The organism is Isoptericola sp. NPDC060185, from assembly GCF_042728595.1.
Lineage (GTDB): Bacteria > Actinomycetota > Actinomycetes > Actinomycetales > Cellulomonadaceae > Isoptericola.
In genome coordinates this window covers 1-24,215 of the sequence record NZ_JBHWYY010000059.1, presented here as the reverse complement: position 1 = coordinate 24,215, position 24,215 = coordinate 1, and the positions used below count along the sequence as shown (strand labels likewise).

General features: G+C 74.2%; 23 protein-coding genes and 1 tRNA gene. 9 read left to right on the top strand and 15 right to left on the bottom strand.

Annotation, left to right across the window (positions count from 1 at the left end; all coding sequences use genetic code 11):
• Window positions 1-216: 216 nt before the first annotated feature.
• The 4 genes from groL to ACFWDO_RS16250 form a co-directional block, all read right to left on the bottom strand.
• On the bottom strand, window positions 217-1,842 hold the full coding sequence (gene groL / locus ACFWDO_RS16265; RefSeq protein ID WP_380320748.1) for a chaperonin GroEL: 1,626 nt from the start codon (window positions 1,840-1,842) through the stop codon (window positions 217-219).
• A 360-nt stretch (window positions 1,843-2,202) separates the two neighbouring features.
• Complete coding sequence (locus tag ACFWDO_RS16260) at window positions 2,203-2,406, bottom strand: cold-shock protein (RefSeq protein WP_380320745.1); 204 nt, start codon at window positions 2,404-2,406, stop codon at window positions 2,203-2,205.
• Between the two features lie 137 nt (window positions 2,407-2,543).
• A complete protein-coding gene (locus ACFWDO_RS16255; protein WP_380320742.1) occupies window positions 2,544-3,209 on the bottom strand; it encodes a LytR C-terminal domain-containing protein in 666 nt (221 codons plus the stop codon).
• A 93-nt stretch (window positions 3,210-3,302) separates the two neighbouring features.
• A complete protein-coding gene (locus ACFWDO_RS16250; protein WP_380320739.1) occupies window positions 3,303-3,656 on the bottom strand; it encodes a DUF3263 domain-containing protein in 354 nt (117 codons plus the stop codon).
• Between the two features lie 223 nt (window positions 3,657-3,879).
• Between ACFWDO_RS16250 and ACFWDO_RS16245 the strand changes: the two genes are divergently transcribed.
• A complete protein-coding gene (locus ACFWDO_RS16245) occupies window positions 3,880-4,530 on the top strand; it encodes a uracil-DNA glycosylase (RefSeq protein ID WP_380320751.1) in 651 nt (216 codons plus the stop codon).
• Window positions 4,531-4,597: 67 nt separating this feature from the next.
• Window positions 4,598-5,485: an SGNH/GDSL hydrolase family protein gene (locus ACFWDO_RS16240; protein ID WP_380320736.1), complete on the top strand. Its 888-nt coding sequence runs from the start codon at window positions 4,598-4,600 to the stop codon at window positions 5,483-5,485.
• 1 nt (window position 5,486) lies between these two features.
• Here the strand turns inward: ACFWDO_RS16240 and ACFWDO_RS16235 are convergent.
• The 3 genes from ACFWDO_RS16235 to ACFWDO_RS16225 all read right to left on the bottom strand — a co-directional run bounded on the left by ACFWDO_RS16235 (window position 5,487) and on the right by ACFWDO_RS16225 (window position 8,479).
• Window positions 5,487-5,562, bottom strand: a tRNA-Thr gene (locus tag ACFWDO_RS16235).
• A gap of 52 nt (window positions 5,563-5,614) precedes the next feature.
• Complete coding sequence (locus ACFWDO_RS16230) at window positions 5,615-6,505, bottom strand: DsbA family protein (RefSeq protein ID WP_380320733.1); 891 nt, start codon at window positions 6,503-6,505, stop codon at window positions 5,615-5,617.
• A 45-nt stretch (window positions 6,506-6,550) separates the two neighbouring features.
• Complete coding sequence (locus tag ACFWDO_RS16225; RefSeq protein ID WP_380320730.1) at window positions 6,551-8,479, bottom strand: protein kinase; 1,929 nt, start codon at window positions 8,477-8,479, stop codon at window positions 6,551-6,553.
• A 219-nt stretch (window positions 8,480-8,698) separates the two neighbouring features.
• Between ACFWDO_RS16225 and ACFWDO_RS16220 the strand changes: the two genes are divergently transcribed.
• The 4 genes from ACFWDO_RS16220 to ACFWDO_RS16205 all read left to right on the top strand — a co-directional run bounded on the left by ACFWDO_RS16220 (window position 8,699) and on the right by ACFWDO_RS16205 (window position 13,789).
• A complete protein-coding gene (locus ACFWDO_RS16220; RefSeq protein WP_380320727.1) occupies window positions 8,699-10,162 on the top strand; it encodes a trehalose-6-phosphate synthase in 1,464 nt (487 codons plus the stop codon).
• Window positions 10,163-10,203: 41 nt separating this feature from the next.
• A complete protein-coding gene (gene otsB, locus ACFWDO_RS16215) occupies window positions 10,204-11,046 on the top strand; it encodes a trehalose-phosphatase (RefSeq protein WP_380320724.1) in 843 nt (280 codons plus the stop codon).
• A 219-nt stretch (window positions 11,047-11,265) separates the two neighbouring features.
• A complete protein-coding gene (locus ACFWDO_RS16210; RefSeq protein WP_380320719.1) occupies window positions 11,266-12,390 on the top strand; it encodes an ABC transporter ATP-binding protein in 1,125 nt (374 codons plus the stop codon).
• 97 nt (window positions 12,391-12,487) lie between these two features.
• Complete coding sequence (locus ACFWDO_RS16205) at window positions 12,488-13,789, top strand: DUF4032 domain-containing protein (protein ID WP_380320716.1); 1,302 nt, start codon at window positions 12,488-12,490, stop codon at window positions 13,787-13,789.
• 52 nt (window positions 13,790-13,841) lie between these two features.
• Here ACFWDO_RS16205 and rlmB read toward each other — a convergent pair whose 3' ends face one another.
• The 3 genes from rlmB to ACFWDO_RS16190 are packed head-to-tail and all read right to left on the bottom strand — an operon-like array spanning window position 13,842 to window position 17,528.
• On the bottom strand, window positions 13,842-14,834 hold the full coding sequence (gene rlmB, locus ACFWDO_RS16200) for a 23S rRNA (guanosine(2251)-2'-O)-methyltransferase RlmB (protein ID WP_380320713.1): 993 nt from the start codon (window positions 14,832-14,834) through the stop codon (window positions 13,842-13,844).
• Between the two features lie 41 nt (window positions 14,835-14,875).
• Window positions 14,876-16,300 carry a cysteine--tRNA ligase gene (gene cysS / locus ACFWDO_RS16195; RefSeq protein ID WP_380320710.1) on the bottom strand — a complete coding sequence of 475 codons (1,425 nt, stop codon included), beginning with the start codon at window positions 16,298-16,300 and terminating at the stop codon, window positions 14,876-14,878.
• Window positions 16,301-16,322: 22 nt separating this feature from the next.
• Window positions 16,323-17,528: an alanine racemase gene (locus ACFWDO_RS16190; protein ID WP_380320707.1), complete on the bottom strand. Its 1,206-nt coding sequence runs from the start codon at window positions 17,526-17,528 to the stop codon at window positions 16,323-16,325.
• An 85-nt stretch (window positions 17,529-17,613) separates the two neighbouring features.
• Between ACFWDO_RS16190 and ACFWDO_RS16185 the strand changes: the two genes are divergently transcribed.
• Window positions 17,614-19,032, top strand: coding sequence for a D-arabinono-1,4-lactone oxidase (locus ACFWDO_RS16185; RefSeq protein WP_380320704.1), 1,419 nt, complete (start codon window positions 17,614-17,616; stop codon window positions 19,030-19,032).
• Between the two features lie 30 nt (window positions 19,033-19,062).
• On the opposite strand, the gene ACFWDO_RS16180 is transcribed toward ACFWDO_RS16185, so the two are convergent.
• Entirely contained in the window at window positions 19,063-20,187 is a 1,125-nt protein-coding gene (locus ACFWDO_RS16180; RefSeq protein WP_380320701.1) for a sensor histidine kinase, read from the bottom strand.
• Complete coding sequence (locus ACFWDO_RS16175; protein WP_380320698.1) at window positions 20,180-20,866, bottom strand: response regulator transcription factor; 687 nt, start codon at window positions 20,864-20,866, stop codon at window positions 20,180-20,182. Before ACFWDO_RS16175 ends, ACFWDO_RS16180 begins: the two co-directional genes overlap by 8 nt.
• 87 nt (window positions 20,867-20,953) lie before the next feature.
• On the opposite strand from ACFWDO_RS16175, the gene ACFWDO_RS16170 reads away from it, so the two are divergent.
• Window positions 20,954-21,601: a M15 family metallopeptidase gene (locus ACFWDO_RS16170; RefSeq protein WP_380320695.1), complete on the top strand. Its 648-nt coding sequence runs from the start codon at window positions 20,954-20,956 to the stop codon at window positions 21,599-21,601.
• Window positions 21,602-21,620: 19 nt separating this feature from the next.
• On the opposite strand, the gene ispF is transcribed toward ACFWDO_RS16170, so the two are convergent.
• The 3 genes from ispF to ACFWDO_RS16155 all read right to left on the bottom strand — a co-directional run bounded on the left by ispF (window position 21,621) and on the right by ACFWDO_RS16155 (window position 23,410).
• Window positions 21,621-22,112 (bottom strand): 2-C-methyl-D-erythritol 2,4-cyclodiphosphate synthase, encoded by a 492-nt coding sequence (gene ispF / locus ACFWDO_RS16165; RefSeq protein WP_380320692.1) that lies wholly within the window; start codon window positions 22,110-22,112, stop codon window positions 21,621-21,623.
• Window positions 22,109-22,849 (bottom strand): 2-C-methyl-D-erythritol 4-phosphate cytidylyltransferase, encoded by a 741-nt coding sequence (ispD, locus tag ACFWDO_RS16160; RefSeq protein ID WP_380347039.1) that lies wholly within the window; start codon window positions 22,847-22,849, stop codon window positions 22,109-22,111. Before ispD ends, ispF begins: the two co-directional genes overlap by 4 nt.
• Window positions 22,850-22,927: 78 nt before the next feature.
• Complete coding sequence (locus ACFWDO_RS16155; protein ID WP_079570762.1) at window positions 22,928-23,410, bottom strand: CarD family transcriptional regulator; 483 nt, start codon at window positions 23,408-23,410, stop codon at window positions 22,928-22,930.
• Window positions 23,411-23,685: 275 nt separating this feature from the next.
• Here ACFWDO_RS16155 and ACFWDO_RS16150 point away from each other — a divergent pair, with 275 nt between their 5' ends.
• Window positions 23,686-24,180: a hypothetical protein gene (locus ACFWDO_RS16150; protein ID WP_380327182.1), complete on the top strand. Its 495-nt coding sequence runs from the start codon at window positions 23,686-23,688 to the stop codon at window positions 24,178-24,180.
• Window positions 24,181-24,215 lie beyond the last annotated feature (35 nt).

Genomic DNA, 24,215 nt, shown 5'->3' with positions numbered 1-24,215 from the left:
GCTCCAGTCGTGACATGTGACCGTGCCGTCGACCAGGTCGAGCAAACCCGACAGGATCGCCCAGCCGCAAATTATCCCCATCAGTACACAGAACAACCAGTACTTGCGGACCGTGTGGACGATCGCCATGTTCACTCCCCTATTTCATGCCGAAGACCGGCCCACCGAGTGGTGGACCGGTCTACGTGATTTGCGTTGGGCTAGCTGATCAGCGGATCAGAAGTCCATGCCGCCCATGCCGCCGTCGCCACCCGGGGCGGCCGCGGCCGGCTCCGGCTTGTCGGCCACGACGGCCTCGGTGGTGAGGAACAGCGCGGCGATCGACGCGGCGTTCTGCAGCGCGGAGCGCGTGACCTTGACCGGGTCGTTGACGCCGGCGGCCAGCAGGTCCTCGTACACGCCGGTCGCGGCGTTGAGGCCGTGACCCGAGGTGAGGTTGCGGACCTTCTCCGCCACGACGCCGCCCTCGAGGCCGGCGTTCACGGCGATCTGCTTGAGCGGGGCGTCGATCGCGGCACGCACGATCTGCGCACCGGTCGCCTCGTCGCCCTCGAGCTCCAGCTTCGGGAACGCGGCGGCACCGGCCTGGATCAGCGCGACGCCACCACCGGCGACGATGCCCTCCTCGACCGCGGCCTTGGCGTTGCGGACGGCGTCCTCGATGCGGTGCTTGCGCTCCTTGAGCTCCACCTCGGTGGCCGCGCCGGCCTTGATGACGGCCACGCCGCCGGCCAGCTTGGCGAGGCGCTCCTGGAGCTTCTCGCGGTCGTAGTCGGAGTCCGACTTCTCGATCTCGGAGCGGATCTGGTTGACGCGGCCCGAGATGAGCTCGGCGTCGCCCGCACCCTCGACGATCGTGGTCTCGTCCTTGGTGACGACGACCTTGCGCGCCTGGCCCAGCAGGTCGAGGGTCGCGTTCTCCAGCTTGAGGCCGACGGTCTCGGTGATGACCTGGCCGCCGGTGAGGATCGCGATGTCCTGCAGCATGGCCTTGCGGCGGTCGCCGAAGCCCGGGGCCTTGACGGCGACGGACTTGAAGGTGCCGCGGATCTTGTTCAGCACGAGGGTGGCCAGGGCCTCGCCCTCGACGTCCTCGGCGATGATGAGCAGCGAGCGACCGGCCTTCATGACCTGGTCGAGCACCGGCAGCATGTCCTTGACGTTCGAGATCTTCGACTCGACGATCAGGACGTACGGGTCCTCGAGGACGGCCTCCTGGCGCTCCGGGTCCGTCTCGAAGTAGCGGGCGAGGAAGCCCTTGTCGAAGCGCATGCCCTCGGTGAGCTCGAGCTCGAGGCCGAACGTGTTCGACTCCTCGACCGTGATCACGCCCTCCTTGCCCACCTTGTCGAGGGCCTCGGCGATGAGTTCGCCGATGGAGGCGTCGCCGGCCGAGATGGCGGCCGTGGCGGCGATCTGGTCCTTGGTCTCGATCTCGACCGCGGCGTTGAGCAGCTGCTCGGTGACGGCCTCGACGGCCTTCTCGATGCCGCGCTTGACGGCGATCGGGTTGGCGCCGGCGGCGACGACGCGCAGGCCCTCGCGCACGAGCGCCTGGGCGAGCACGGTGGCGGTGGTGGTGCCGTCACCCGCGACGTCGTCGGTCTTCTTGGCGACCTCCTTGACGAGCTCCGCGCCGATCTTCTCGTACGGGTCGTCGAGCTCGATCTCCTTGGCGATGGAGACACCGTCGTTGGTGATCGTGGGGGCGCCCCACTTCTTGTCCAGGACGACGTTGCGACCCTTGGGGCCGAGCGTGACCTTCACGGTGTCGGCGAGCTGGTTGAGCCCGCGCTCCATGCTCCGACGAGCTTCCTCGTCGAACGCGATGATCTTGGCCATGGGGACTGATCCTCCGCTGGTGGCTGAGTTGGCCGGACGGCGCCCGCGACGGACGACCCACCCCGCGGCGTTCAGGTCACGCACGCGCGGAGGGTCTCACCGAACGACCCGAATGCTTCACCCGCGGCCTGAGAGAAGGCCGCCCGAGGGGGCGGCTGTCACTCGACGACCGAGAGTGCTAACCCATTATTGGCACTCTCGGGTGGCGAGTGCAAGACGTTCGCCGAGGGCGTGCAACCGGGCGTGCAACCCTCCGGCACGACGAAGGCCGGCGCCTCGTCCGCGTCCCTGCGGTCGGTGGCGCCGGCCTTTCGTGCGGCGACCTGCGCGGGCGTCCGCCGCGCCGGCCTGCCCGCGAGGTCAGAGCGGGCGGACCTGCTCGGCCTGCGGGCCCTTCTGCCCCTGCCCGACCTCGAACTCGACGCTCTGACCCTCGTCCAGGCTGCGGTAGCCGTCGGTCTGGATGGCGCTGTAGTGGACGAACAGGTCCTGCCCGCCTGCGGTCGGGGTGATGAACCCGTACCCCTTCTCCGAGTTGAACCACTTGACGGTGCCCTGGGCCATGTCCTTCTCCTTGTGCTGCTCGGCCGCAGGGCAGGCACCCCGCGGTGAACGGGAGCCTAGTAGCGGCGGCCGAGACAAGGGAAGCACCGATGTCCGGAATGTCGACATCCGAGATGCCGACATTCCGGACGGCGCCGTCAGCCGACGGGGGTCTTGAGCACCACCCACACGGCCTCGGGGCTCGCGGAGACCTCGTCCGACTGCTGCACGTTCGCCGGGTCGACGCCGAGCGCCTCGGCGACCGCGCTGGCGGTGTCCGCGCGGTCCGCGCCGTACAGCACCGTGCTCTCGGTGTACTGCCCGGCCAACGTGTCCGGGACGTCCGCCGCGCCGACGTCGGTGAAGCCCTTGGCGGTGAGGGCGCTCTGCCCCGCAGCGGCCTGCCCGTCGCCGGCGCCGTCGTTGAACACGAGCATCGTGGCCGCGAGGTTCGCCGCCGCCGGGTCGCCCGGCAGCTCGGTGGCCGCGTCGGACTCGCCGTCCGCGGGGTCCTCCGAGGCGGGGTCCTCGCTCGCGTCGTCGGCGGGGGGCTCCTCGCTCCCGGCGTCCTTCGACTCGCTCGCCTTCGGCTCCTCGGCACCGGCCCCGGCGCTCTGCTCCGCCGCGGGCGGGGTCTTGGGGCCGCCGTCGGACAGGAACGACACGACGCCGACGGCGATGCCGGCGAAGATCACGGCGACCAGCAGGAACGGCCACACCGAGCTCCACCCGCTGCGCGGCTCGCGATGCACACCGACCGGAGTGCCCTCGGGCCCGCGGACGTCGAACTCGTCGGGCGGGTAGGAGTAATGGCTCTTGCTCACGGCGGACAGGGTAGCCGTTCCGGCCGCCCCGCCGTTCAGAGTGTTCTCAGCAATCCCCTGGCCTGCGACGCCACCGAGTCGAGCGGCGCGTCGTCAGCCCTGGCCGTCGGAGAGGCGCCGCGCCGAGCGGGCGCGCTGGCGCGTGGAGCGCATGCGCCGCAGCCGCTTGACGAGCATCGGGTCGTGCGCGAGGGCGGCGGGCGAGTCGATGAGGGCGTTCAGCACCTGGTAGTAGCGCGTGGCGGACAGCCCGAAGAGCTCGCGCACCGCCTGCTCCTTCGCCCCGGCGTACTTCCACCACTGCCGCTCGAAGGCGAGGATCTCGCGGTCGCGGTCGGTGAGGTCGCCCTCGGCCGACGTCGTGGCGGAGGTCGTGGAGGACCCGGCCGCCGTCGCGGGTGACGCCTCCGGGTCCGGTTGGACCTCCTGGACCAGGATCTCGCTCATGGCGTCCCAGTATGGCGCGTCCCCGCCCCTGACCCGACGACGTCGCCCCGCGCGCCGCGAACCCGCGACCTGTCAGGACCAGGACCATCGCAACGTGCGCCTGACCCTGACAGCCCCGGGCGGGAGCGGTCAGCGCGGGGTGCGCTAGCGTCGCCGCGTGGACACCCCGACGACGAGCAGCCCCGGCACGACGACGCAGCAGCGGCCGCCGCTCGACCAGGTCATGGCCCCCGACTGGGCGGCGGCGCTGGCCGACGTCGAGCCGCAGATCCACGCCATGGGCGACTTCCTGCGGGCCGAGGTCGCGGCCGGGCGCACGTACCTGCCCGAGGGGCCGAACATCTTCGCGGCGTTCTCCCGCCCGCTGGCCGACGTGCGCGTCCTCGTCGTCGGCCAGGACCCGTACCCGACGCCCGGGCACCCGATGGGCCTGTCCTTCTCGGTGCAGCCTCAGGTGCGGCCGGTACCCAAGTCGCTGGTGAACATCTACACGGAGCTCGCCGAGGACGTCGGGGTCCCCACGCCCTCGAACGGCGACCTGCGCCCCTGGGCCGACCAGGGCGTCATGCTGCTCAACCGCGTGCTCACGGTGCGGCCCGGCTCCCCGGCGTCGCACCGCGGCAAGGGCTGGGAGCAGGTCACCGAGGCCGCGATCAAGGCCCTCGTGGCGCGGGGCGGCCCCCTCGTCGCGATCCTGTGGGGGCGCGACGCCGCGTCGCTGAAGCCGTGGCTGGGCGACGTCCCCACCGTCGAGAGCGCGCACCCCAGCCCACTGTCCGCGTACCGCGGCTTCTTCGGGTCCAGGCCGTTCTCGCGGGTCAACGCGCTGCTCGAGGCTCAGGGCGGCGCGCCCGTGGACTGGCGTCTGGCCTGAGCAGCGCTCCACCGCACCGTCGCCCCGCGCCGTCGCCCCGAGCACCCGCCCCGCACGGAGGGGCACAATGGCGGACGTGACCACGCAGGCCCCCACCCCGAACCCTGACGGCACGACCCCCGGGACGAGCGCCCCCTCCGCACCCCACGCCTGGGCGCGGTACGTCGCGATCGGCGACTCGTTCACCGAGGGGCTGTGGGACCCCTACCCCTTCGACGACGGCTCCCCCGCCCCCGCCGGCACGGAGTCCGCGGCGAAGCAGCGCGGCTGGGCCGACCGCCTCGCCGACGCCCTCGCCGCGCGCCGCGACCCGGGCTCCTTCGAGTACGCGAACCTCGCGATCCGCGGCCGGCTGCTGCGGCACATCCTCGACGAGCAGGTGGACGTCGCCCTGGCGATGCAGCCGGACCTGGTCTCCTTCGTCGGCGGCGGGAACGACATCCTGCGCCCCCAGGCCGACGTCGACGTGCTCTCCGCCCGCCTGGAGCAGGGCGTCGCGGCGATCCGCGCGACGGGCGCCGACGTGCTGCTCGGCACGGGGTTCAAGGCCGGCGCCGGACTGAGCTGGACCCGCGGCCGCGTCGGCCAGTACAACGCGAACATCTGGACCATCGCGCGCAAGCACGGCGCGCACGTGCTGGACCTGTGGGGCCTCGACCCGCTGTTCGACCTGCGCATGTGGTCCGACGACCGCATCCACCTCACCCCGGAGGGCCACCGCCGGGTCGCCGACGCCGCGCTGGTCGGCCTCGGCCTCGCGCCCGACGACGCGGACTACGCCGCCCAGCTCGACCCGCTGCCGCCGCAGGCCTTCGTGGAGCGGGCGCGCGCCAACGCCCAGTGGGCGCGCACGCACGTCGTGCCGTGGGTCCAGCGCCGGATCCGGCACACGTCCAGCGGCGACGGCCGCTCCCCGAAGTGGGGCGAGCCCACGGCGTGGCCGCCGCGGGGGTGAGTGGAGCCGCCTGTCGGATTCGAACCGACGACCTTCCGTTTACAAGACGGGAGCTCTACCAGCTGAGCTAAGGCGGCGGGAGCGCGGCACAGCCTACCGGGAGGGGCAGGCCGTGCCGCGCGCCGGGTGTCAGCCCTTGGCGGCCGCGTCCACCGCGGTCTTCAGCGCGGACGGGTCGTTCCAGTTGGACACGACGGTGCCGTCGACCAGCACGTACGGGGTGCCGGTGAAGCCCTGGTCCTGCTGGATCTCCTTCGTCGCCGAGAACACGTACTGGCCGAAGGTCTCGCGCGCGGTGCCGTCCTCGATGGCCTTCGCGACGTCGGCGGGAACCTTCGCCTGCTCGGCGTACTGGGCGAGCTCCTCGTCCGAGAGGCCGGGCGTGTTCTCCGCCGGCTGGTTGGTGAAGAGCGCGGCGTGGAACGCCGGGAACGTCTCGGGCGCCTTGTCCGCGACGTAGGCCGCGGCGGAGGCGGCGCGCGTCGAGTACTCGGTGCCCTGCGACGCGCGGTCGAGGATCGAGATCGGGTGGTAGACGACGGTCGCGTCGCCGGCGGCGACCATCTCGTCGATGCCGGCCGCGTTCGTCTGCTCGAAGTCGCCGCAGATGGGGCACATGTAGTCGAGGTAGACCTGGATCTCCGGCACGTCGCCGTTGTCCGTGCCGGCCGCGCCGTCCTTGCCGACGGTGATGCCGCCGTCGGCCCGCGCCGTCGAGGGCATCGTGACGTCCGCCAGGGGGACGTCGTCGACGTTCTTCTTCGCGCCCTGCTGCAGGATCATCCACACGACGACGCCGAGCGCGACGAGCGCGACGGCGAGCACGGAGAGCGTGATGATCCGGTTGCGGCGGTCGCGCTGCTGCTCCTTCTCGCGCAGCGCGAGCGCCTCGGCGCGCGCCGCCTCGCGGCGGTCGGCCTTCGACATGTTCGGGTTCTTCGACATCGTGTCCTCGAGGTCCTCGGGGGATCGGGGCGACGGCGCGGCAGCGCCGGACGGGGCGAAGCCTACCTGCGCCACCTGGGCACCGACCGAGGACCGGCGCAGGTCAGCGTGCGGCCCGGGTCACAGCATCTCGGGCGTGCCGCTCAGGGGCCACCAGTCGATGGTCGGGCTCCCGACCGCGGGGGCGATCAGGAGCACGGTGACCGCCAGGCAGACCCCCACCAGCACCGCCGCCCCGACCTTCCCCGGCGCGACCCGGGCCAGGAGGGTGCGGCCGCCCTCGCGGGCGGTGCCGCCGGCGGGGCCGAACCAGGTGGCCAGGAGCGCGACGACCATCACCCCGGCGAGGACGCCGTTGAACACGATGGCCTCGTTCATGCCGCCCTGGGAGCGCGCCTCCAGGTCGCCGCGCGGCAGCACGATGAGGTGCCCCGCGCCGAACAGCCACCAGCCGGCCAGCAGGGTCAGCAGCCCGGCGCACGCGCCGACGAGCACGGCGGGGATCGCGCCGAGCACGCCCGTGAACGCGTGCCACGGGAACAGCAGGGTGCCGACCACGCCGTCGGAGCCGCGGACGCCCTTGTGCTCGCGGCGCCGGTGCAGCGCGTCGCCCGACGTCGCGACGGTGCGGCACAGCAGCACCAGCACGACGAGGGCGGCGAAGCCGACCAGAGGCCGGGTGGCGGCGAGCGCCACGAGCACGAGCCCGACGGCGAACGCGGAGCCCGAGCGCTTCGGGTGCACGGGCCGCACGTACGGGCCGGGCGGCTCGGGGGCGAGGGGCATCTCCTCGACCAGCTGGTCGTACCCCTTGTAGCGGACGTCACCGACGGGGATGGCGCGGGTGGCGCCGTCCTGCGCCTGCAGGCGGTCGCGCTCGAGGGCGGTCATCGTCTGGGTGGGGTCGTCCGGGTCGAGCTCCGCCGGCGCGACGGCGACCGCGCCGGTGGCTCCCGGCGGCGGGGGCGGCGGCGGGACCGCGGGGACGGCCCCGGTCGACGCGGGCGGGTACGAGGCGGGCGCCTGGACGGGTGCCTCGCCGGGCGCGACGGCCTGGGTGGGCAGGGACACGCGCTGGGTCTCGGCGCCCTGCACGATGCGCTGCGTGGCGTCCGGCCCGGCCCAGGGGTCGGGCGCGCCGTCCAGGGCGTCATCGAGGTCGCGCCGCAGCGCCTTCGCCACCTCGGTGGGCCCCCAGCGCAGGGCGGGGTCGGCCTGGAGCGCGCCGGCGAGCGCCCGCGCGGTACGGGCGGGCACGCCGACCAGGTCGGGCCGTCCCTCGCGAGAGCGGCGCAGCACCAGCTCGGTGGGCCGCACGCCGAAGGGCGAGCGGCCGGTCGCGGCGAACGCGAGGAGCGCGGCCCAGCTCCACCAGTCCGTCTCGGCGACGGGCGCGCCGCCGTCGAGCAGCTCCGGGGCGATGTAGCCGGGCGTGCCCATGACGAAGCCGGCGGACGTGGTCCGCGAGTCGCCCGGGCCCTGCGCGATGCCGAAGTCGATCAGCACCGGCCCCTGGGCGGTGATCATCACGTTGGACGGCTTGAGGTCCCGGTGCACGACGCCGGCGTCGTGCACGGCCTCGAGCGCGTCGGCGAGCTGGTCCGCCAGGGAGAAGACGTCGGCGGCGTCGAGCGGGCCGCGCTCGTCGACCTCCTCCTCGAGCGTCACGCCGTCCACCAGCTCGGTCACGACGAAGGCGTACGGGCCCTCGAGCTCGGCGTCCAGCACCTGCGCGACGGCGGGGTGGCGCAGCCGCTGCAGGGACGCCGCCTCGCGGCGCAGCCGCTCGCGGCCGGCCGGGTCGGCGTCGACGTGCGCGTGCAGCACCTTGAGCGCGACGGCGTTCCCGCCGCCGTCGACGGCCTCGTAGACCGCGCCCATCGCGCCGCTCCCGAGCGGCCGGACGACGGTGTACCCGCCGACCTCGGCGCCCTCGGCGAGACCGCCGTCACGCGCCCGTCGCACGGCGGGGGCGTCCGCCTGCGCGGCCGTCGACGGGCCCGGCACCGGGGTCCGCCCCGGGACCTGCATCTCGTCGACCTCACCCATGGGGCTCACCGTAGTCGTCCAGGCATGCCCGGGCGCGGCGTGCCGCGCGGGTCCCTGGCAGGTCCCGGGCGGGTTCCGGACAGGTTCCGGACGGGTTCCGGATGGGTCGGGGGCGCTCCCCGGGGTGGCGCGCCGGGGCGAGGCGAGAACCCTCTCGGTACCCTGTCCCCTGGGGGCGTTGTTCTACAGAGTGTTACCGAACTCGTGGAGAGAGGTCCGTTGACCGCCAAAGGATCGTCAAGCAGCCATCACCGGGACGGCGGGTACGACCTCGTCGTCGTCGCCAACCGGCTCCCCGTCGACTTCACCGTCGACGCCGACGGAGCGGTGGACTGGCACCGCTCGCCCGGAGGACTGGTCACCGCCCTCGAGCCCGTGATGCGGGAGGCGGACGGCGCCTGGGTGGGCTGGTCCGGCGCCCCCGACCTCGAGCACGATCCGTTCGAGGCCGACGGCATGCTGCTGGTGCCCGTGACCCTCAGCGCCCCGGAGATCGAGCGCTACTACGAGGGCTTCGCCAACGACACCCTCTGGCCGCTGTACCACGACGTCATCTCCCCGCCGACGTACCACCGGCAGTGGTGGGACGCGTACCGCCGGGTCAACCGCCGGTTCGCCGAGGCCGCCGCCGCCCAGGCCGCGCAGGGCGCCGTCGTGTGGGTGCACGACTACCAGCTCCAGCTGGTGCCGAAGATGCTCCGCGAGCTGCGGCCCGACCTGCGCATCGGCTTCTTCGACCACATCCCGTTCCCCGCGGTCGAGCTGTTCCAGCAGCTGCCGTGGCGCACGCAGATCGTCGAGGGGCTGCTGGGCGCCGACCTCATCGGGTTCCAGCGCGGCGGCGACGCGTCGAACTTCGTCCGGTCGGTGCGGCGGCTCACCAAGCACACCACCCGCGGCCCGATCATCACGGTGGCGGACGAGGACGGCGGGCCGGCGCGGCACGTGCGCGCTGCCGCGTTCCCGATCTCGATCGACTCCCACCACTTCGACGCGCTCGCCCGCGAGCCGGAGGTGCAGGCGCGGGCCAAGGAGATCCGCGCCGACCTGGGAAACCCGCAGGTCATGATGCTGGGCGTCGACCGCCTCGACTACACCAAGGGCATCCGGCACCGCATCAAGGCGTACGGGGAGCTGCTGCAGGACGGTCGCCTCGACGTCGAGCACGCGACGCTGGTGCAGGTGGCCAGCCCGAGCCGCGAGAACGTCGGCGCCTACCAGGAGCTGCGGGAGCACGTCGAGGTCCTCGTGGGCCGGATCAACGGCGAGTTCGGCGAGCTCGGGCACTCCGCCATCCACTACCTGCACCACAGCTACCCGCCCGCGGAGATGGCGGCGCTGTACCTGGCGGCCGACGTCATGCTCGTGACGTCCCTGCGCGACGGCATGAACCTCGTGGCGAAGGAGTACATCGCGGCGCGCTCCGACGAGCAGGGCGTGCTGGTGCTCAGCGAGTTCACGGGCGCCGCCGACGAGCTGGCCCCCGGCCCGCTCCTGGTCAACCCGCACGACATCGACGGCATGAAGGACACCATCGTCGCGGCGGCGCACATGCCCCCGCGCGAGCAGCGTCGCCGCATGCGGCGGCTGCGTCGCAAGGTGATGGCCGACGACGTCGCCAAGTGGTCCCAGACCTTCCTCGGCGTGCTCAGCGCCACGCCGCCCCGGAGCAACCACGGGTGAACGAGCCACGGACGGACGAGCCACGGACGGACGGGGCATCGGTGACCGACCCGCACGACGACGCCCTCGCCGCGACGCTCGCGTTCGCGGGCCCGCCGGACCTGGCCACGCCCCGCTGTGCGCGGCTGGTCGCGCTGGACTTCGACGGGACGCTGGCGCCGCTGGTGGACGACCCGTCCGCCTCGGCCATGACGCCCGCCGCGCGGGCCGCGGTGGACCGGCTCGCCGGCATCGCGGCCCGGACGGTGGCAGGGGCCGGCGACGAGCTGCACCTCGCGCTGGTCTCCGGCCGCAACCTCACAGACCTGGCCGCCCGGTCGGGGGCGCCCGCGGGCACCTACCTGGTGGGCAGCCACGGCGCGGAGACCGGCCGGGTCACCGCGCACGGCGTCGACGCGGTGCCGCTCCAGCTCACGGCCGAGCAGGAGCATGCCCTCGAGCGGCTGCGCGAGGGCCTGCAGGACGCCGTCGACGGCCGGCGCGGCGCCTGGGTGCAGGACAAGCCCAGTGCCGCCGTCCTGCACACCCGGCTGAGCGACCCGGACGACGCCCGCGCCGCAGTCGCCGACGCCGACGCGGTGGCCGAGCGGCTCGGCCTGCACGCGATGCACGGCAAGGACGTCGTCGAGATCGCCGTCGTGCGCACCTCCAAGGGGATCGCCGTCGACCGGCTGCGCGAGCAGCTGGAGGAGGCCGACGACGTCCGCGCGCTGGTCCTCTACGCCGGCGACGACACCACGGACGAGGCCGCGTTCGCCGTGCTCGGGCCGGACGACCTCGGCGTCAAGGTGGGCCCCGGGCCCACCGTCGCCGGGCACCGCGTGGCGGACGCGGACGCGCTGGCGGCGCTCCTCCAGCGCCTCGCCGACGCCCTCGACGGCTGACCACCGGGGGGCCCGCGGGTCGCTGACCTGGGACGTGTCAAAGGTCACGTCCGGGGCATGTACGATCATCGCGGCGCACCGGGATCCGGCCCTCCGGGCAGGGGCTCGCGCGCTCGACAACAGAATGTGTCACCGCCGACACGCCTTTCGTGAAAGCGCAACGGCACCCACCCACAACGGATCGTCCGGCACGTACCTGCCGGTGGAGAGGGAAGCAACATGGCTACGGTCACTTTCGACCACGCGACGCGCGTCTACCCGGGCACCGAGCGCCCGGCCGTCGACCAGCTCAACCTGCACGTCGAGGACGGCGAGTTCCTCGTCCTCGTCGGCCCGTCGGGCTGCGGCAAGTCCACCTCGCTGCGCATGCTCGCCGGCCTGGAGGACGTCAACGGTGGCAGCATCCTCATCGGCGACCGCGACGTCACGGACGTCCAGCCGAAGGACCGGGACATCGCGATGGTGTTCCAGAACTACGCGCTCTACCCCCACATGTCCGTCGCGGACAACATGGGCTTCGCGCTGAAGATCGCCGGCACCCCCAAGGCCGAGATCCGCCAGCGCGTCGAGGAGGCCGCGAAGATCCTCGACCTCACCGAGTACCTGGACCGCAAGCCGAAGGCGCTCTCCGGCGGTCAGCGCCAGCGTGTCGCCATGGGCCGCGCGATCGTGCGCCAGCCGCAGGTGTTCCTCATGGACGAGCCGCTGTCGAACCTCGACGCCAAGCTCCGCGTCCAGACCCGTACGCAGATCGCGTCGCTCCAGCGCCGCCTCGGCGTCACCACGGTGTACGTCACCCACGACCAGACCGAGGCCCTCACCATGGGCGACCGCATCGCGGTCCTCAAGAGCGGTCTGCTGCAGCAGGTCGGCACGCCGCGCGAGATGTACGACACCCCGGCCAACGTCTTCGTCGCGGGCTTCATCGGCTCGCCGGCGATGAACATCGCCACCTTCAAGGTCGACGAGGGCGTCGCGCACGTCGGCCCCGCCCGCGTGCCCCTGGAGCGCGAGGTCGTGGCGCAGCTCACCGAGGCCGACGGCGGCAAGGTCACCATCGGCTTCCGCCCGGAGTCGCTCGACATCGTCTCCGAGTCCGACAGCAACGCGATCCCCGTCCTCGTCAACCTCGTCGAGGAGCTCGGTTCCGACGCGTTCGTCTACGGCACCCTCGTCGGTGAGTTCGCCGAGGACGCCGAGGTCCGCTCGGGTGCCGGCGAGAACCAGGTGATCGTGCGCATCGACCCGCGCGACGTCCCGATGAAGGGCGACACGATCCACGTCGCCATCAAGCCGGGCAAGGCGCACGTCTTCTCGGCCGCCACGGGCAACCGCCTGGGCTGATCGCGTCAGGTCGAGGGCGGGTCCGGCTGCTGCCGGGCCCGCCCTTCGTCTACGCTGACATGCGCTCGTCGCCGCGGCGGGCGCTCGCGAGGTGGGGATGAGCGTGGAGACCGAACAGCTGCAGATCACGTCGGCGACGCCGGACTCCGCGCTGCTCGACCTGCCGTGGCGCACCCCCCTGGCCGACTGGCCCGCGGACGTCCTCGCCGCGCTCCCCCGCGGCATCTCGCGGCACGTCGTGCGGTTCGTCCGCCTCGACGGGCGCGTGCTCGCCATCAAGGAGATCAGCGAGGCCGTCGCGTTCCGCGAGTACGAGCTGCTGCGCCAGCTGCGCAAGCTCGAGATCCCGTCGGTGCGGCCGGTGGGCGTCGTCACCGGCCGGCTCGACGACGCCGGGGAACCGCTCGAGGCGGCGCTCGTCACCGAGCACCTGGCGTTCTCCCTGCCCTACCGCGCGGTGTTCAGCCAGGCGCTGCGCCCCGACACCGCGTCGCGCCTCATCGACGCGCTCGCCGTCCTGCTCGTGCGCGTGCACCTCGTGGGCTTCTACTGGGGCGACGTGTCGCTGTCGAACACGCTGTTCCGGCGCGACGCCCACCAGTTCGCCGCCTACCTGGTCGACGCCGAGACGGGCGCCCTGCACCGCGAGCTGTCCCGCGGCCAGCGGGAGTACGACCTCGACCTCGCGCGCACCAACATCATCGGCGAGCTCATGGACCTCGCAGCGGGCGAGCTGCTCGACGACGAGGTGGACGAGGTCGCCATCGGCGACGCCCTCGTGGCCCGGTACGCCGAGCTGTGGGAGGCCCTCACCGGCGTGGAGTCGTTCGGCGCCGACGAGCGCTGGCGCGTCGCGGCCCGCATCGATCGGCTCAACGACCTCGGCTTCGACGTGGGCGAGCTGTCCATCACCACCGACATCGACGGCACCACCGTGCGCATCCAGCCGCAGGTGGTCGACGCCGGGCACCACTCGCGCCGCCTGTTCCGCCTCACCGGCCTCGACGTGCAGGACAACCAGGCCCGGCGGCTGCTCAACGACCTCGACTCCTACGTGGCGGCCAGCGACCGCCAGGAGGACGACCCGCAGATGGTCGCGCACGACTGGTCGCAGAACGTGTTCCAGCCGACCATCCGCGCCGTCCCCCGCGAGCTGCGGCGCAAGCTGGAGCCCGCCCAGCTGTTCCACGAGATCCTCGACCACCGCTGGTTCATCTCGGAGCAGGCCGGGCGAGACGTCCCCATGCCGGAGGCCACGGCGTCCTACGTCGAGAACGTGCTGCGCCACCGTCCCGACGAGAAGGCCATCCTCGGCGTCCCGCCGGGCGAGCAGGACGCCGACGTCGACACCGGCCCCGAGGGCGCCCCCGAGGACGACCACTTCCACCTGTCGACCTGACCCGCCCAGGACCGGATCGCGCGAGGTAGTCCCGATCTCGTCAGCGCGTGGGTCACTCGGCGGCGGCGCGGCGGGCCTGCGCCACCTCGTACAGCGTGATGCCCGCGGCGACGCCGGCGTTCAGCGACTCGACGTCGGACGAGATGGGGATGGACGCGACGGCGTCGCACGTCTCGCGGACGAGGCGGGAGAGGCCGTGGCCCTCCGAGCCGACGACGAGGACCAGCGGGTCCGTGGCGAAGGCGAGGTCGCGCACCTCGGTGTCGCCGCCGGCGTCGAGGCCGACGACGAACGCGCCGGACTTCTTGAGGTCGGCGAGGGCGCGGGACAGGTTGGTCACCTTGGCGACGGGCACGCGGGCCGCGGCGCCGGCGGACACCTTCCAGGCCGACGCCGTGACGCCGGCGGAGCGGCGTGACGGGACGATGACGCCGTGCGCGCCGAACGCGCCCGCGGAGCGCAGCACGGCGCCGAGGTTGCGCGGGTCGGTCACGCCGTCGAGCGCGACGAACAGCGGGGCCTGGCCGGCCGCCGCGGCGGCGTCGAGCAGGTCGTCGACGTCGGCGTAGTCGTACGGCGGCACCTGCGCGGCGACGCCCTGGTGCACGGAGCCCTCGGTGAGGTGGTCGAGCTCGGTGCGCGACACCTCGAGCAGCTGCACCGACCGGGCCGAGGCCAGCTCGAGGATCTCGCGGGTGCGGTCGTCGTGGTCGATCCGTGCGGCCAGGTGCACCGCGGTCACGGGCACGTCGGTGCGCAGCGCCTCCAGCACGGCGTTGCGGCCCGCGACGACCTCCGCGCCGCCCGTGGGGCGGCGGGTGCCGCGCACGACGCCCTTGCTGGCCCCCTTCTGGGACTGCGCGGCCTCGCGCTTCTCGGCGGCCACCTTGCGCTTGTGCGCGGGGTGGTAGGTGCGGTCCTCCGCCTTCGGCGTCGGGCCCTTGCCCTCGAGCGACTTGCGGCTGTGGCCGCCGGTGCCGACCTGCGCGCCCTTCTTGCTGCCCGCCTTGCGGACGGCGCCGGGGCGCCGGGTGTTGCCTGCCATGGTGTCTCTTCTCAGGGTTGCGAGCTCAGGTGGTCGAGCGGTCAGTCGGTCAGCGTCCAGCGGGCGCCGTCGGCGGAGTCCTGCACGACGACCCCGGCCGCCGCGAGGCGGTCGCGGATGGCGTCGCCGGTGGCCCAGTCCTTCGCGGCCCGCGCGGCGACGCGCGCGTCGAGCTCCGCCGCGACGAGCGACTCGAGCGCGGAGCGTGCCTTGGTGTCGCCCGCGCCGTCGGCCCACTGCGGGTCGGCGGGGTCGAGGCCCAGGACGTCGAGCATGCCGCGCAGGGCGACGAGCTCGGCCCGGGCGGCCTCGTCGTCGCGCGACGCCAGCGCGCTGTTGCCGGCGCGCAGGTGCTCGTGCACGACGGCGAGCGCCGCGGGCACGTTGAGGTCGTCGTCCATGGCCTCGACGAACGCCGCCGGGAGGTCGGCCTTCGCCACCTCGTCCGCCGTGACCGCGCCGACGCGCTCGGTGGCCCGCTCGACGAACCCGGAGAGGCGCTCCCAGGTGGCGCGCGCCTCGTCGAGGGTGTCGGGCGACCACTCGAGCATCGACCGGTACTGCACGGCGGCGAGCGCGTAGCGGATCACGGGCGCGGGGGCCTGGGCGAGCAGCTCGGAGACCAGAAGGCCGTTGCCGAGCGACTTGCTCATCTTGACGCCCTGCTGGGTGACCCAGGCGCAGTGCATCCAGCGCTGCGCGAAGCCGTACCCGGCGGCGCGCGACTGCGCCTGCTCGTTCTCGTGGTGCGGGAACCGCAGGTCCAGGCCGCCGCCGTGGATGTCGAACGCGTCGCCCAGGTAGCGGTGCGCCATCGCGGAGCACTCGAGGTGCCAGCCGGGACGGCCTCGGCCGAACGGGGTGTCCCACGACGCGGTCTCGGGCTCGCCCGGCTTCGGCGCCTTCCAGAGGGCGAAGTCGTGCGGGTCGCGCTTGGCGGACGCCGCGGCGTCGTCGCCCGTGGGCTCGGGGTTGAGGTCCTCCAGCCGCTGCCGGGTGAGCTCGCCGTAGGCGGGCCAGGAGCGCACGTCGAACCAGACGTCGCCGGGGCCCGTGGCGTACGCGTGCCCGCGGTCGACGAGGCGCTGCATCAGCTCCGCCATGTCGAGCACGTGGCCGGTGGCCCGCGGCTCGTACGTCGGAGGGATCACGCCGAGCGCGTCGTAGGCGCTCGTGAACATCCGCTCGTGCGTGGCGGCGTGCGCCCACCACGGGACGCCGGCGGCCGCGGCCTTCGCGAGGATCTTGTCCTCGATGTCGGTGACGTTGCGGATGAGCGTGACGCGCAGGCCCGACCGCTCCAGCCAGCGACGCAGGATGTCGAAGGCGATCACGGGACGCAGGTGGCCGATGTGGGGCGGGGCCTGGACGGTGGCGCCACACAGGTAGATGCCGACCTCGCCCGGGGTCAGGGGGACGAAGTCGCGCACGTCGCGCGTCGCGGTGTCGTACAGGCGCAGGCTCACCGGTCCAGGGTACCGGCGCACCTCAGCCGAAGGTGCGCCCCTCGCCCCGGTAGGTCGGCACGGTCTCGACGATCTCGTCGCCGCGCACCAGGTGCACGACGGCGAACCGTTCCATGAGCTCGCCGGCCTTGGCGTGCCGCAGCCACACGCGGTCGCCGACGGCCAGCGGCGGGGCGCCCGGCCGGCGGCGCAGCGGCGTCATGACCTCGCCGGCGCCCTCCGTGCCGGTGAGCGACCAGCCGGCGGTCGCGACGCGCGGCAGGCGCGACCGGCCGGACGGGCCGGAGGCGACGTAGCCGCCCCCGAAGGCGGTGGCCCAGCCCGGCGCGGGCAGGCGCACGACGTCCAGCCCGAAGAAGGCCGCGGGGCGCGGGTCGAAGGCCCGGTAGCCGTCGAACAGACCGGGCACGAACAGCCCGGAGCCGGCGGTGACCTCGGTGACCGCGGGGCCGGCCGACGACGTCTCGAGCGAGCCCGTGCCGCCGGAGTTCACCAGCTCCACGCGGCGCCCGACGGCGGCGCCCACCGCGTCGACGACCTCGGCGCGACGGCGGTCCAGGTCGGTGACGGAGAGCCGCTTGACGAGCCGGACGGCGGGGTTGGTGTCGGGCAGTCCGGCGACCTGCGCCTCGTAGAACATCAGCCCGCGCAGCCGCGCGCCGGGCAGCTCCTCGACGCGGCGGGCGAGCTCCGCGACGTCCCCCGGGGTGCGCAGCGGGGACCGGCGGGTGCCGAGGTGCACCTGGACGGGGCCGAGCTCGAGCCGCAGCGACGCGTCCACGTCCAGGCAGACCGCGACGTCGGGCAGCGCGTCGGCGTCCGTGCCGGCGGGCACCCCGGCGGACCGCAGGGCCGCGTCCAGCCGCTCGAGCTGGGCGACGTCGTCGACCATGACGGTGATCTCGCGCCGGGCGCGCACGTCGGCGGCGAGGCGGGCGAGGGCGTCGGCGTCGACGGTCGGGTAGCCGACGAGGACGTCACGGGTGCCCTCCTGCACGAGCCACAGCGCCTCGGACAGCGAGAACGCCATGACGCCCTCGAAGCCGGCGTCGAGGGCGCGGCCCACCAGGGAGCGCACCCGCACCGACTTGCTGGCCACGCGCACGGGGACGCCGCGGGCGCGCCGGCGCAGGTCCGCCGCGTTGGCGTCGAAGGCGTCGAGGTCGACCACCGCCACGGGCGCCGGCAGGTGCGCGGTCGCGCGGGCCAGCCGCTCCGTCTGGGTCATGGCCGCACGCTACACCGGCCGCCCCCCCTCGGGATCAGCCTGACGGTGGATCCGCGCCGCCCGGCGCGCGTGGCAGAGTGTGCGCGTGAATCCGAGCACCGTCGCCGGCACCCCGGCCGCCCGCACGTCCGACGCCCCGCTGCGCACGTGGGGCGGCACGCACACCTGGCAGCCCGCGCGCCGCGTCCGGCCGCGCGACGAGGGCGAGCTCGGCGCCGTGGTCGCGACGGCCGCCGCGACCGGGACGCGGGTGCGCGCGATGGGTGCAGGGCACTCGTTCACGGCCGCCGCCGTGACGGACGGCGTGCACCTGAGCCTCGACCACCTCAGCGGCGTCGAGGCGGTCGTGCCGCAGCCCGACGGCACGGTCCTGGTCACCGTGCGCGCGGGCACGCGGCTGCACGACCTCAACCGGCTCCTCGCCTCGCTCGGCCTCGCGATGCGCAACCTGGGCGACATCGACCGGCAGTCGGTGGCGGGGGCGATCTCGACGGGCACGCACGGCACCGGCGCCCGCCTCGGCGGCCTCGCGACGCAGGTGCGCGGCGTGCGGGTGGTGGACGGCGACGGCGTGGTGCGCCAGGCCTCCGACGACGCGGCCCCGGGCACGCCCGAGCGCGAGCTGTTCGAGGTGGCGCGGCTGGGCCTCGGCGTCGCGGGCGTGCTGTCCGCGGTGACCCTCGAGGTGGTGCCGGCGTTCTGGCTGCGCGCGCAGGAGGAGCCGTGGCCGCTGGACCGGGTGCTGGAGCAGCTCGACGACTACGTCGACGGCAACGACCACGCGGAGTTCTACTGGTTCCCGGGCACGCGCCGGGCGCTGACCAAGCGCAACAACCGGGCGACGGCCGACGAGGTCGAGGCGTGGGCGAGCGGCCGCGCCGGCGCCCGCGGGGCGGTGCGCACGGCCGGCGCCCGGGCCCGCGCGCTGCTCGACGAGGAGGTGCTGTCCAACGGCGCCTTCGAGGTGCTGAACCGGTTCGCCCTCGCCGCGCCCGGCATGGTGCCGCGGCTCAACGCCGTCAGCGCTCGGGCGCTCGGCGGCAAGACGTACGTGGCGCCGTCCGCCGACGTGTTCGTCACCCGCCGGCGCGTGCGGTTCGTCGAGATGGAGTACGCCCTGCCGCGCGCCGCCCTGCGGGGCGTGCTCGACGAGCTCGACGCCTGGCTGCGCGCCTCGGGCGAGCCCGTCCCGTTCCCCGTCGAGGTGCGGTTCGCCGCCGCCGACGACGTGTGGCTGTCCACCGCCCACGGCCGTGAGACGGCGTACGTGGCCGTCCACCAGTACGCGCCGATGCCGCACCAGCGGTACTTCAGCGCCGCGGAGCAGATCTTCGTCGCGGCGGGCGGACGCCCGCACTGGGGCAAGATGCACACCCGCACCGCGGAGTACCTGGCCGACCACTACCCGCTGGCGGACGTCGCCCGGGTGCGCGCCGCCGTCGACCCCGAGGGCGTCTTCCGCAACGACTACACCGACACCGTGCTGGGCGCGCCGGGGGCGTAGGCGCAGGGAACATCGGTCCTCCCGGCGTCGTCAGGCGGGCGGCCGGCGGGGTCCGCCGTCCGCCTCCGGGAGCCGCACCGTGACCCGCAGCCCGCCGTCGGGCCGCGGGACGAGCGTGAGCACGCCGTGGTGCGCCTCCGTGATGCTGCGGACGATCGCCAGGCCGAGGCCGACGCCGCCGTGGTCGGCGCGGGTGCGCCCGCCGCCGCGCTGGAACGGCTCGGTGAGCGTGGGGACGAGCTGCGGGTCGAGCCGCTCGCCCGTGTTCTCGACCGTGAGCACCGCCTCCCCCGCGCGGTCCACGGTGTCGACCCGCACCGTGCCGCCGCCCGGCAGGTTGTGCACGATCCCGTTGTGCACGAGGTTCGTGGCGAGCTGCAGCAGCAGGGCGCGCGACCCCACCGCGTCGACGACCTCGCCGGTCATGCGCAGGTCGACCGCGCGGGCGTCCGCGAGGGGCAGCAGGGTCTCGACCGCCTCCTCCGCGACGAGGGAGAGGTCCACGGGCTCGCGGGCGAAGGAGCCCCGGTCCGCCCTGCTGAGCAGCAGCAGCGCCTCGGTGAGGTCGATCGCGCGCGCGTTGACGGCGTCGAGCCGGGCGAGCAGCTCGTCCGTGTCCCGGTCGGGGTCCTGCCGGGCCACGTCGAGCATCGTCCGGGTGATCGCCAGCGGCGTGCGCAGCTCGTGCGACGCGTTGGCCGCGAACCGCTGCTGCTCGGCGACCTGCGCCTCGAGCCGGGCGAGCATGTCGTCGAAGGCGTCGGCGAGCTCGCGGAACTCGTCCTGCCGGCCCGGCAGCCGGATCCGGTGGGACAGGGATCCGGCCGCGGCGCGGCGGGTGGCGTCCGTGAGCCGGTCCAGCGGCGCGAGCATCCGGCCCGCGAGGAACCACCCGCCGACGAGGCCCACGACCAGGAGGAAGAGCATCGCCCAGGCCGCCCGCGGGGCGAACGCGCGCTCGAGGTCGGACCGGTTGGGCACGAACTGGCCGCCGCCCGGGCGGGACGGGCGGACGTCCACGAGCACCGCGTCGGGCACGTAGCGCAGCAGGAACACCCACACCACGGCGAGCAGCAGGGCGCCCGCGACGAGCAGGAAGGCGGCGTAGCTGAGGGTCAGCTTCAGCCGGACGCTCGGACCGGGCGCCCTAGCCATGCTTCTCCCGCTCGTCCGTGCCCGTGTCGATCCGGTACCCGACGCCGGGCACCGTCGCGATCACCCACGGCTCGCCGAGCCGCTTGCGCAGCGCGGAGACGGTGATGCGCACGGCGTTGGTGAAGGGGTCGGCGTTCTCGTCCCAGGCCCGCTCCAGCAGCTCCTCGGCGCTGACGACGCCGCCGTCGGCCGCGACGAGCACGGCCAGCACCGCGAACTGCTTGCGGGTGAGCGCCACGTAGCGGCCCTCCCGGTAGACCTCGCGGCGGAACGGGTCGACCCGCAGCCCGGCGAGCTCCTGCACCGGCGGGCGCACGTGCGCGCGGCGCCGGTCGAGGGCCCGCAGCCGCAGCACCAGCTCCCGCATCGCGAACGGCTTGGTGAGGTAGTCGTCCGCGCCGAGCTCGAACCCCGACGCCTTGTCGTCGAGGCGGTCGGCGGCGGTGAGCATGAGGATCGGCATGCCGCTGCCGGACGCGACGATGCGCGCGGCGATCTCGTCGCCGGACGGCCCGGGGACGTCGCGGTCGAGCACGGCGATGTCGTAGGAGTTCACGCCCAGCAGCTCGAGCGCGGTGTCGCCGTCGCCGGCGACGTCGGCCGCGATCGCCTCGAGGCGCAGCCCGTCGCGGACGGCCTCGGCCAGGTACGGCTCGTCCTCGACGATCAGCACACGCATGCCCTCGATGCTACGGAGGCGCGCCTATCGTCCGCGTATCGAGGAGCGCATACGCCCGGGCAACGCCGCCCCCGCTCGACTGGGGCCATGCCCCACCACCAGCGCAGCGCCACCGCCTCCCCGCGCCCCGCCCGGGTCGTCCTGCTCGCCCTCGGCGCGGCCGTCGCCGTCCTGCTCGGCCTCGCGGCGTGCCTCGCCGCGACGACGACGGACCCCGACGCGCCGGCCCTGTCCCGGGTCGCCGACGTCGTCTCCCGCACCACCGGGGACGGCCCCCGCACCGGGGCCGCCGCCGGGCACGTCCCGAGCGGCACCTCCGTCTTCGACGAGCGACTGCCCGCGCTGGCGAACCTCGACCCCGCGCTGCTCCGCGCGCTCCAGGACGCGGCGACGGCCGCGGAGGAGGACGGCGTCACGTTCGTCGTCAACAGCGGCTGGCGCTCGCGCGCCTACCAGAAGCAGCTCCTGCGCGAGGCCGTGGCGCAGTACGGCTCCGCCGCGGAGGCCGCGCGGTGGGTGGCCGGCGCCGACACGTCGTCCCACGTCTCCGGCGATGCCGTCGACCTCGCCCAGAACGGCGGTCCCGCCTGGCTGGCCGAGCACGGCGCCGCCTACGGGCTGTGCGCGGTGTACGGCAACGAGCCGTGGCACTACGAGCTGCGCCCGGACGCCGCCGGCTCCGGCTGCCCCGCCCCGTACGCCGACCCGACCGAGGACCCGCGGCTGCGCGGATGAGCCCTCAGGACGTGCGCGCTCAGGCCGTGCGCGCGACGACGAGCGCCGTCGCGATGGCGGCAACCCCCTCGCCGCGGCCGGTGAGCCCCAGCCCGTCGGTGGTCGTGGCGCTGAGCGAGACCGGCGCGCCGGCGGCCGCCGACAGCGCCGCCTCCGCCTCGGCCCGGCGCGGCCCCACCTTGGGCCGGTTGCCGACCACCTGGACCGCGACGTTGCCGATGTCGAAGCCCGCCTCCCGCACCCGGCGCGCGGCCTCGGCCAGCAGGGTGACGCCCGCGGCGCCGGCCCACTGCGGCTCGCTGGTGCCGAAGTGCGTGCCCAGGTCGCCGATGCCGGCGGCGGAGAACAGCGCGTCGGCGGCGGCGTGCGCCGCGACGTCCGCGTCCGAGTGCCCGGCCAGCGGCCGCTCGCCGGGCCAGCGCAGGCCCCCGAGCCACAGCTCGCGGTCCGAGCCCTCCGGGGCGTAGGCGTGCACGTCGACCCCGAGGCCGGTGCGGGGCAGTGCGGTCACGACTCCTCCTGGAGCAGCAGAGCGGCCACCAGCAGGTCCCGCTCGGTGGTGATCTTCAGGGCGGCGTCGTCGCCCGCGACGACGTGCACGGGCTCCCCCAGCGCCTCGACGAGTCCGGCGTCGTCGGTGGCGGCGAGCCCCTCCGACCCGGAGCGGGCGGCGCCGCCGGCGTGCGCGCGCTCCAGCAGCGCGCGGTCGAAGCCCTGCGGGGTCTGGACCGCACGCAGCAGCGCGCGGTCGGGCGTCTCGACGACGCGGTCGACCGGGGGCCCGACGGGCGCCTGGTCCGCGACCTCGCGGGGCGCGATCCGCTTGATCGTGTCCGTGACGGGCAGCCCCGGGACGACGGCGCGGTGGCCCGCGCGCACCGCGGCGACCACGCGCCGCACGAGCTGCGGCGGGGCGAGGGGGCGGGCGGCGTCGTGCACGAGGACGACGTCGTCGTCGGGCGCGGCGAGCGCGAGCCCTGCCGCCACGGACGCCTGCCGGGTGGCGCCGCCCACGACGACGCGGACCGGCAGGTCGACGTGCGGGTCCTGCGCGACCACGTCGCGCACGACCGCGTCCAGCCCCGCGGGGCACGTCACGACGAGGGAGTCGACGACCCCCGAGGACGCGAGCCGCCGCGCGGCGTGCACCACGAGGGGAAAGCCGTCGAGGGCGACCAGAGCCTTGGGGAGGTCGCGACCGAGCCGGGTCCCCGACCCCGCGGCGGTCAGGATCGCGAGCGTCGTCACGGCGTCACGGTACCGGAACGACGACGGCGACCCCCGGCCGGAGCCGGGGGTCGCCGTACAGCGCTGGTGACGGGTGCCTCAGGAGGCGAGGACCTCGTCGATGATCGCGCCGGCCTTCTCCTCGTCGACGCCCTCGGCGAGCGCGACCTCGGACTCGAGGATCTGGCGCGCCTTGGCGAGCATGCGCTTCTCGCCGGCCGAGAGGCCGCGGTCGGCGTCACGGCGCGACAGGTCGCGCACGACCTCGCCGACCTTGATCACGTCGCCCGACGCGAGCTTCTCGAGGTTCGCCTTGTAGCGGCGCGACCAGTTGGTCGGTTCCTCCGTGTAGGGCGCGCGCAGCACCTCGAAGACGCGGTCCAGCCCCTGCTGGTCCACCACGTCGCGCACGCCGACGAGGTCGACGTTCTCCGCCGGGACCTCGATCGTCAGGTCGCCCTGGGCAACCTTGAGCTTGAGGTACATCTTCTCCTCGCCACGGATCTTCCGCGTCTTGATCTCCTCGATCAGCGCGGCGCCGTGATGCGGGTAGACAACCGTCTCGCCTACTGTGAACGTCATCTGCAGATGTCCCCTTTCCCAGTCGACGAGTTTATCACGGGGGAGCCGACACTCCCCTGCCCCTCGGCCCCCGAGCGCCCTGTCCAGGACTGTGTTTTCGCAGGTCAGAGGGCTGGCAGCGCGGCCAGGGACGCAGCACCCGCCGGTCGTCGCTAGGATGTCGATGGGCCTTCTGCAGGCCCGCTCCCTCCCGCGCCCGGCTCGGGAGGACCGCTGATGTCCCGAGCCCGCGACGCCACCCGCGCCCGCGTGCCGACGCCTTCGAAGGAGAGCACGTGTTCCGCTCCGTCCGCCCCGCACGCACCGTCGCCGCCGCCAGCGTCATGGCGGGCGCCCTGCTGCTGGCCGCCTGCTCCCCCACGATCACCACCAAGCCGTACGCCCCGTCCGACGGCGTGCGCGTCAACCTCACGGACCAGGTCCGCGGCATCAACCTCATGGTCGTCACCGAGGGCGAGGGCGAGCCCGGCAACGTGCTCGGAGCCCTGGCGAACGACTCCTCCGAGTCCGTGAGCTTCGTCCTCACGGCCGAGGGCGCCGAGCCGCTGTCCGTCGAGGTCCCCGCCGGCGGCACCGTCTACCTGAACGCCGACCAGGAGGACTCCGCCCAGGTCGCGCAGCCGCAGATCGCCTCCGTCGCCTCGCACCCCGGCGGCGACCTCGAGGCCACCCTGTCCGGCGCGGGCACCGAGCAGGACTTCTTCCTCCCGATCATGGACGGCACGCTCCCCGAGTACCAGGCCTACCTGCCGACCTCCACGGCCTCCTGACCGGTACGTGAAGGGGCGGGCCGCAGCGATATCGC

Bases quoted from the DNA above. Each gene is read 5' to 3' on its own strand.
- groL (WP_380320748.1), bottom strand. From the start codon at position 1,842: ATGGCCAAGATCATCGCGTTCGACGAGGAAGCTCGTCGGAGCATGGAG.
- ACFWDO_RS16260 (WP_380320745.1), bottom strand. From the start codon at position 2,406: ATGGCCCAGGGCACCGTCAAGTGGTTCAACTCGGAGAAGGGGTACGGG.
- ACFWDO_RS16250 (WP_380320739.1), bottom strand. From the start codon at position 3,656: ATGAGCGAGATCCTGGTCCAGGAGGTCCAACCGGACCCGGAGGCGTCA.
- ACFWDO_RS16245 (WP_380320751.1), top strand. From the start codon at position 3,880: ATGGCCCCCGACTGGGCGGCGGCGCTGGCCGACGTCGAGCCGCAGATC.
- ACFWDO_RS16240 (WP_380320736.1), top strand. From the start codon at position 4,598: ATGGCGGACGTGACCACGCAGGCCCCCACCCCGAACCCTGACGGCACG.
- ACFWDO_RS16225 (WP_380320730.1), bottom strand. From the start codon at position 8,479: ATGGGTGAGGTCGACGAGATGCAGGTCCCGGGGCGGACCCCGGTGCCG.
- ACFWDO_RS16210 (WP_380320719.1), top strand. From the start codon at position 11,266: ATGGCTACGGTCACTTTCGACCACGCGACGCGCGTCTACCCGGGCACC.
- ACFWDO_RS16205 (WP_380320716.1), top strand. From the start codon at position 12,488: ATGAGCGTGGAGACCGAACAGCTGCAGATCACGTCGGCGACGCCGGAC.
- rlmB (WP_380320713.1), bottom strand. From the start codon at position 14,834: ATGGCAGGCAACACCCGGCGCCCCGGCGCCGTCCGCAAGGCGGGCAGC.
- ACFWDO_RS16190 (WP_380320707.1), bottom strand. From the start codon at position 17,528: ATGACCCAGACGGAGCGGCTGGCCCGCGCGACCGCGCACCTGCCGGCG.
- ACFWDO_RS16180 (WP_380320701.1), bottom strand. From the start codon at position 20,187: ATGGCTAGGGCGCCCGGTCCGAGCGTCCGGCTGAAGCTGACCCTCAGC.
- ACFWDO_RS16175 (WP_380320698.1), bottom strand. From the start codon at position 20,866: ATGCGTGTGCTGATCGTCGAGGACGAGCCGTACCTGGCCGAGGCCGTC.
- ACFWDO_RS16170 (WP_380320695.1), top strand. From the start codon at position 20,954: ATGCCCCACCACCAGCGCAGCGCCACCGCCTCCCCGCGCCCCGCCCGG.
- ACFWDO_RS16155 (WP_079570762.1), bottom strand. From the start codon at position 23,410: ATGACGTTCACAGTAGGCGAGACGGTTGTCTACCCGCATCACGGCGCC.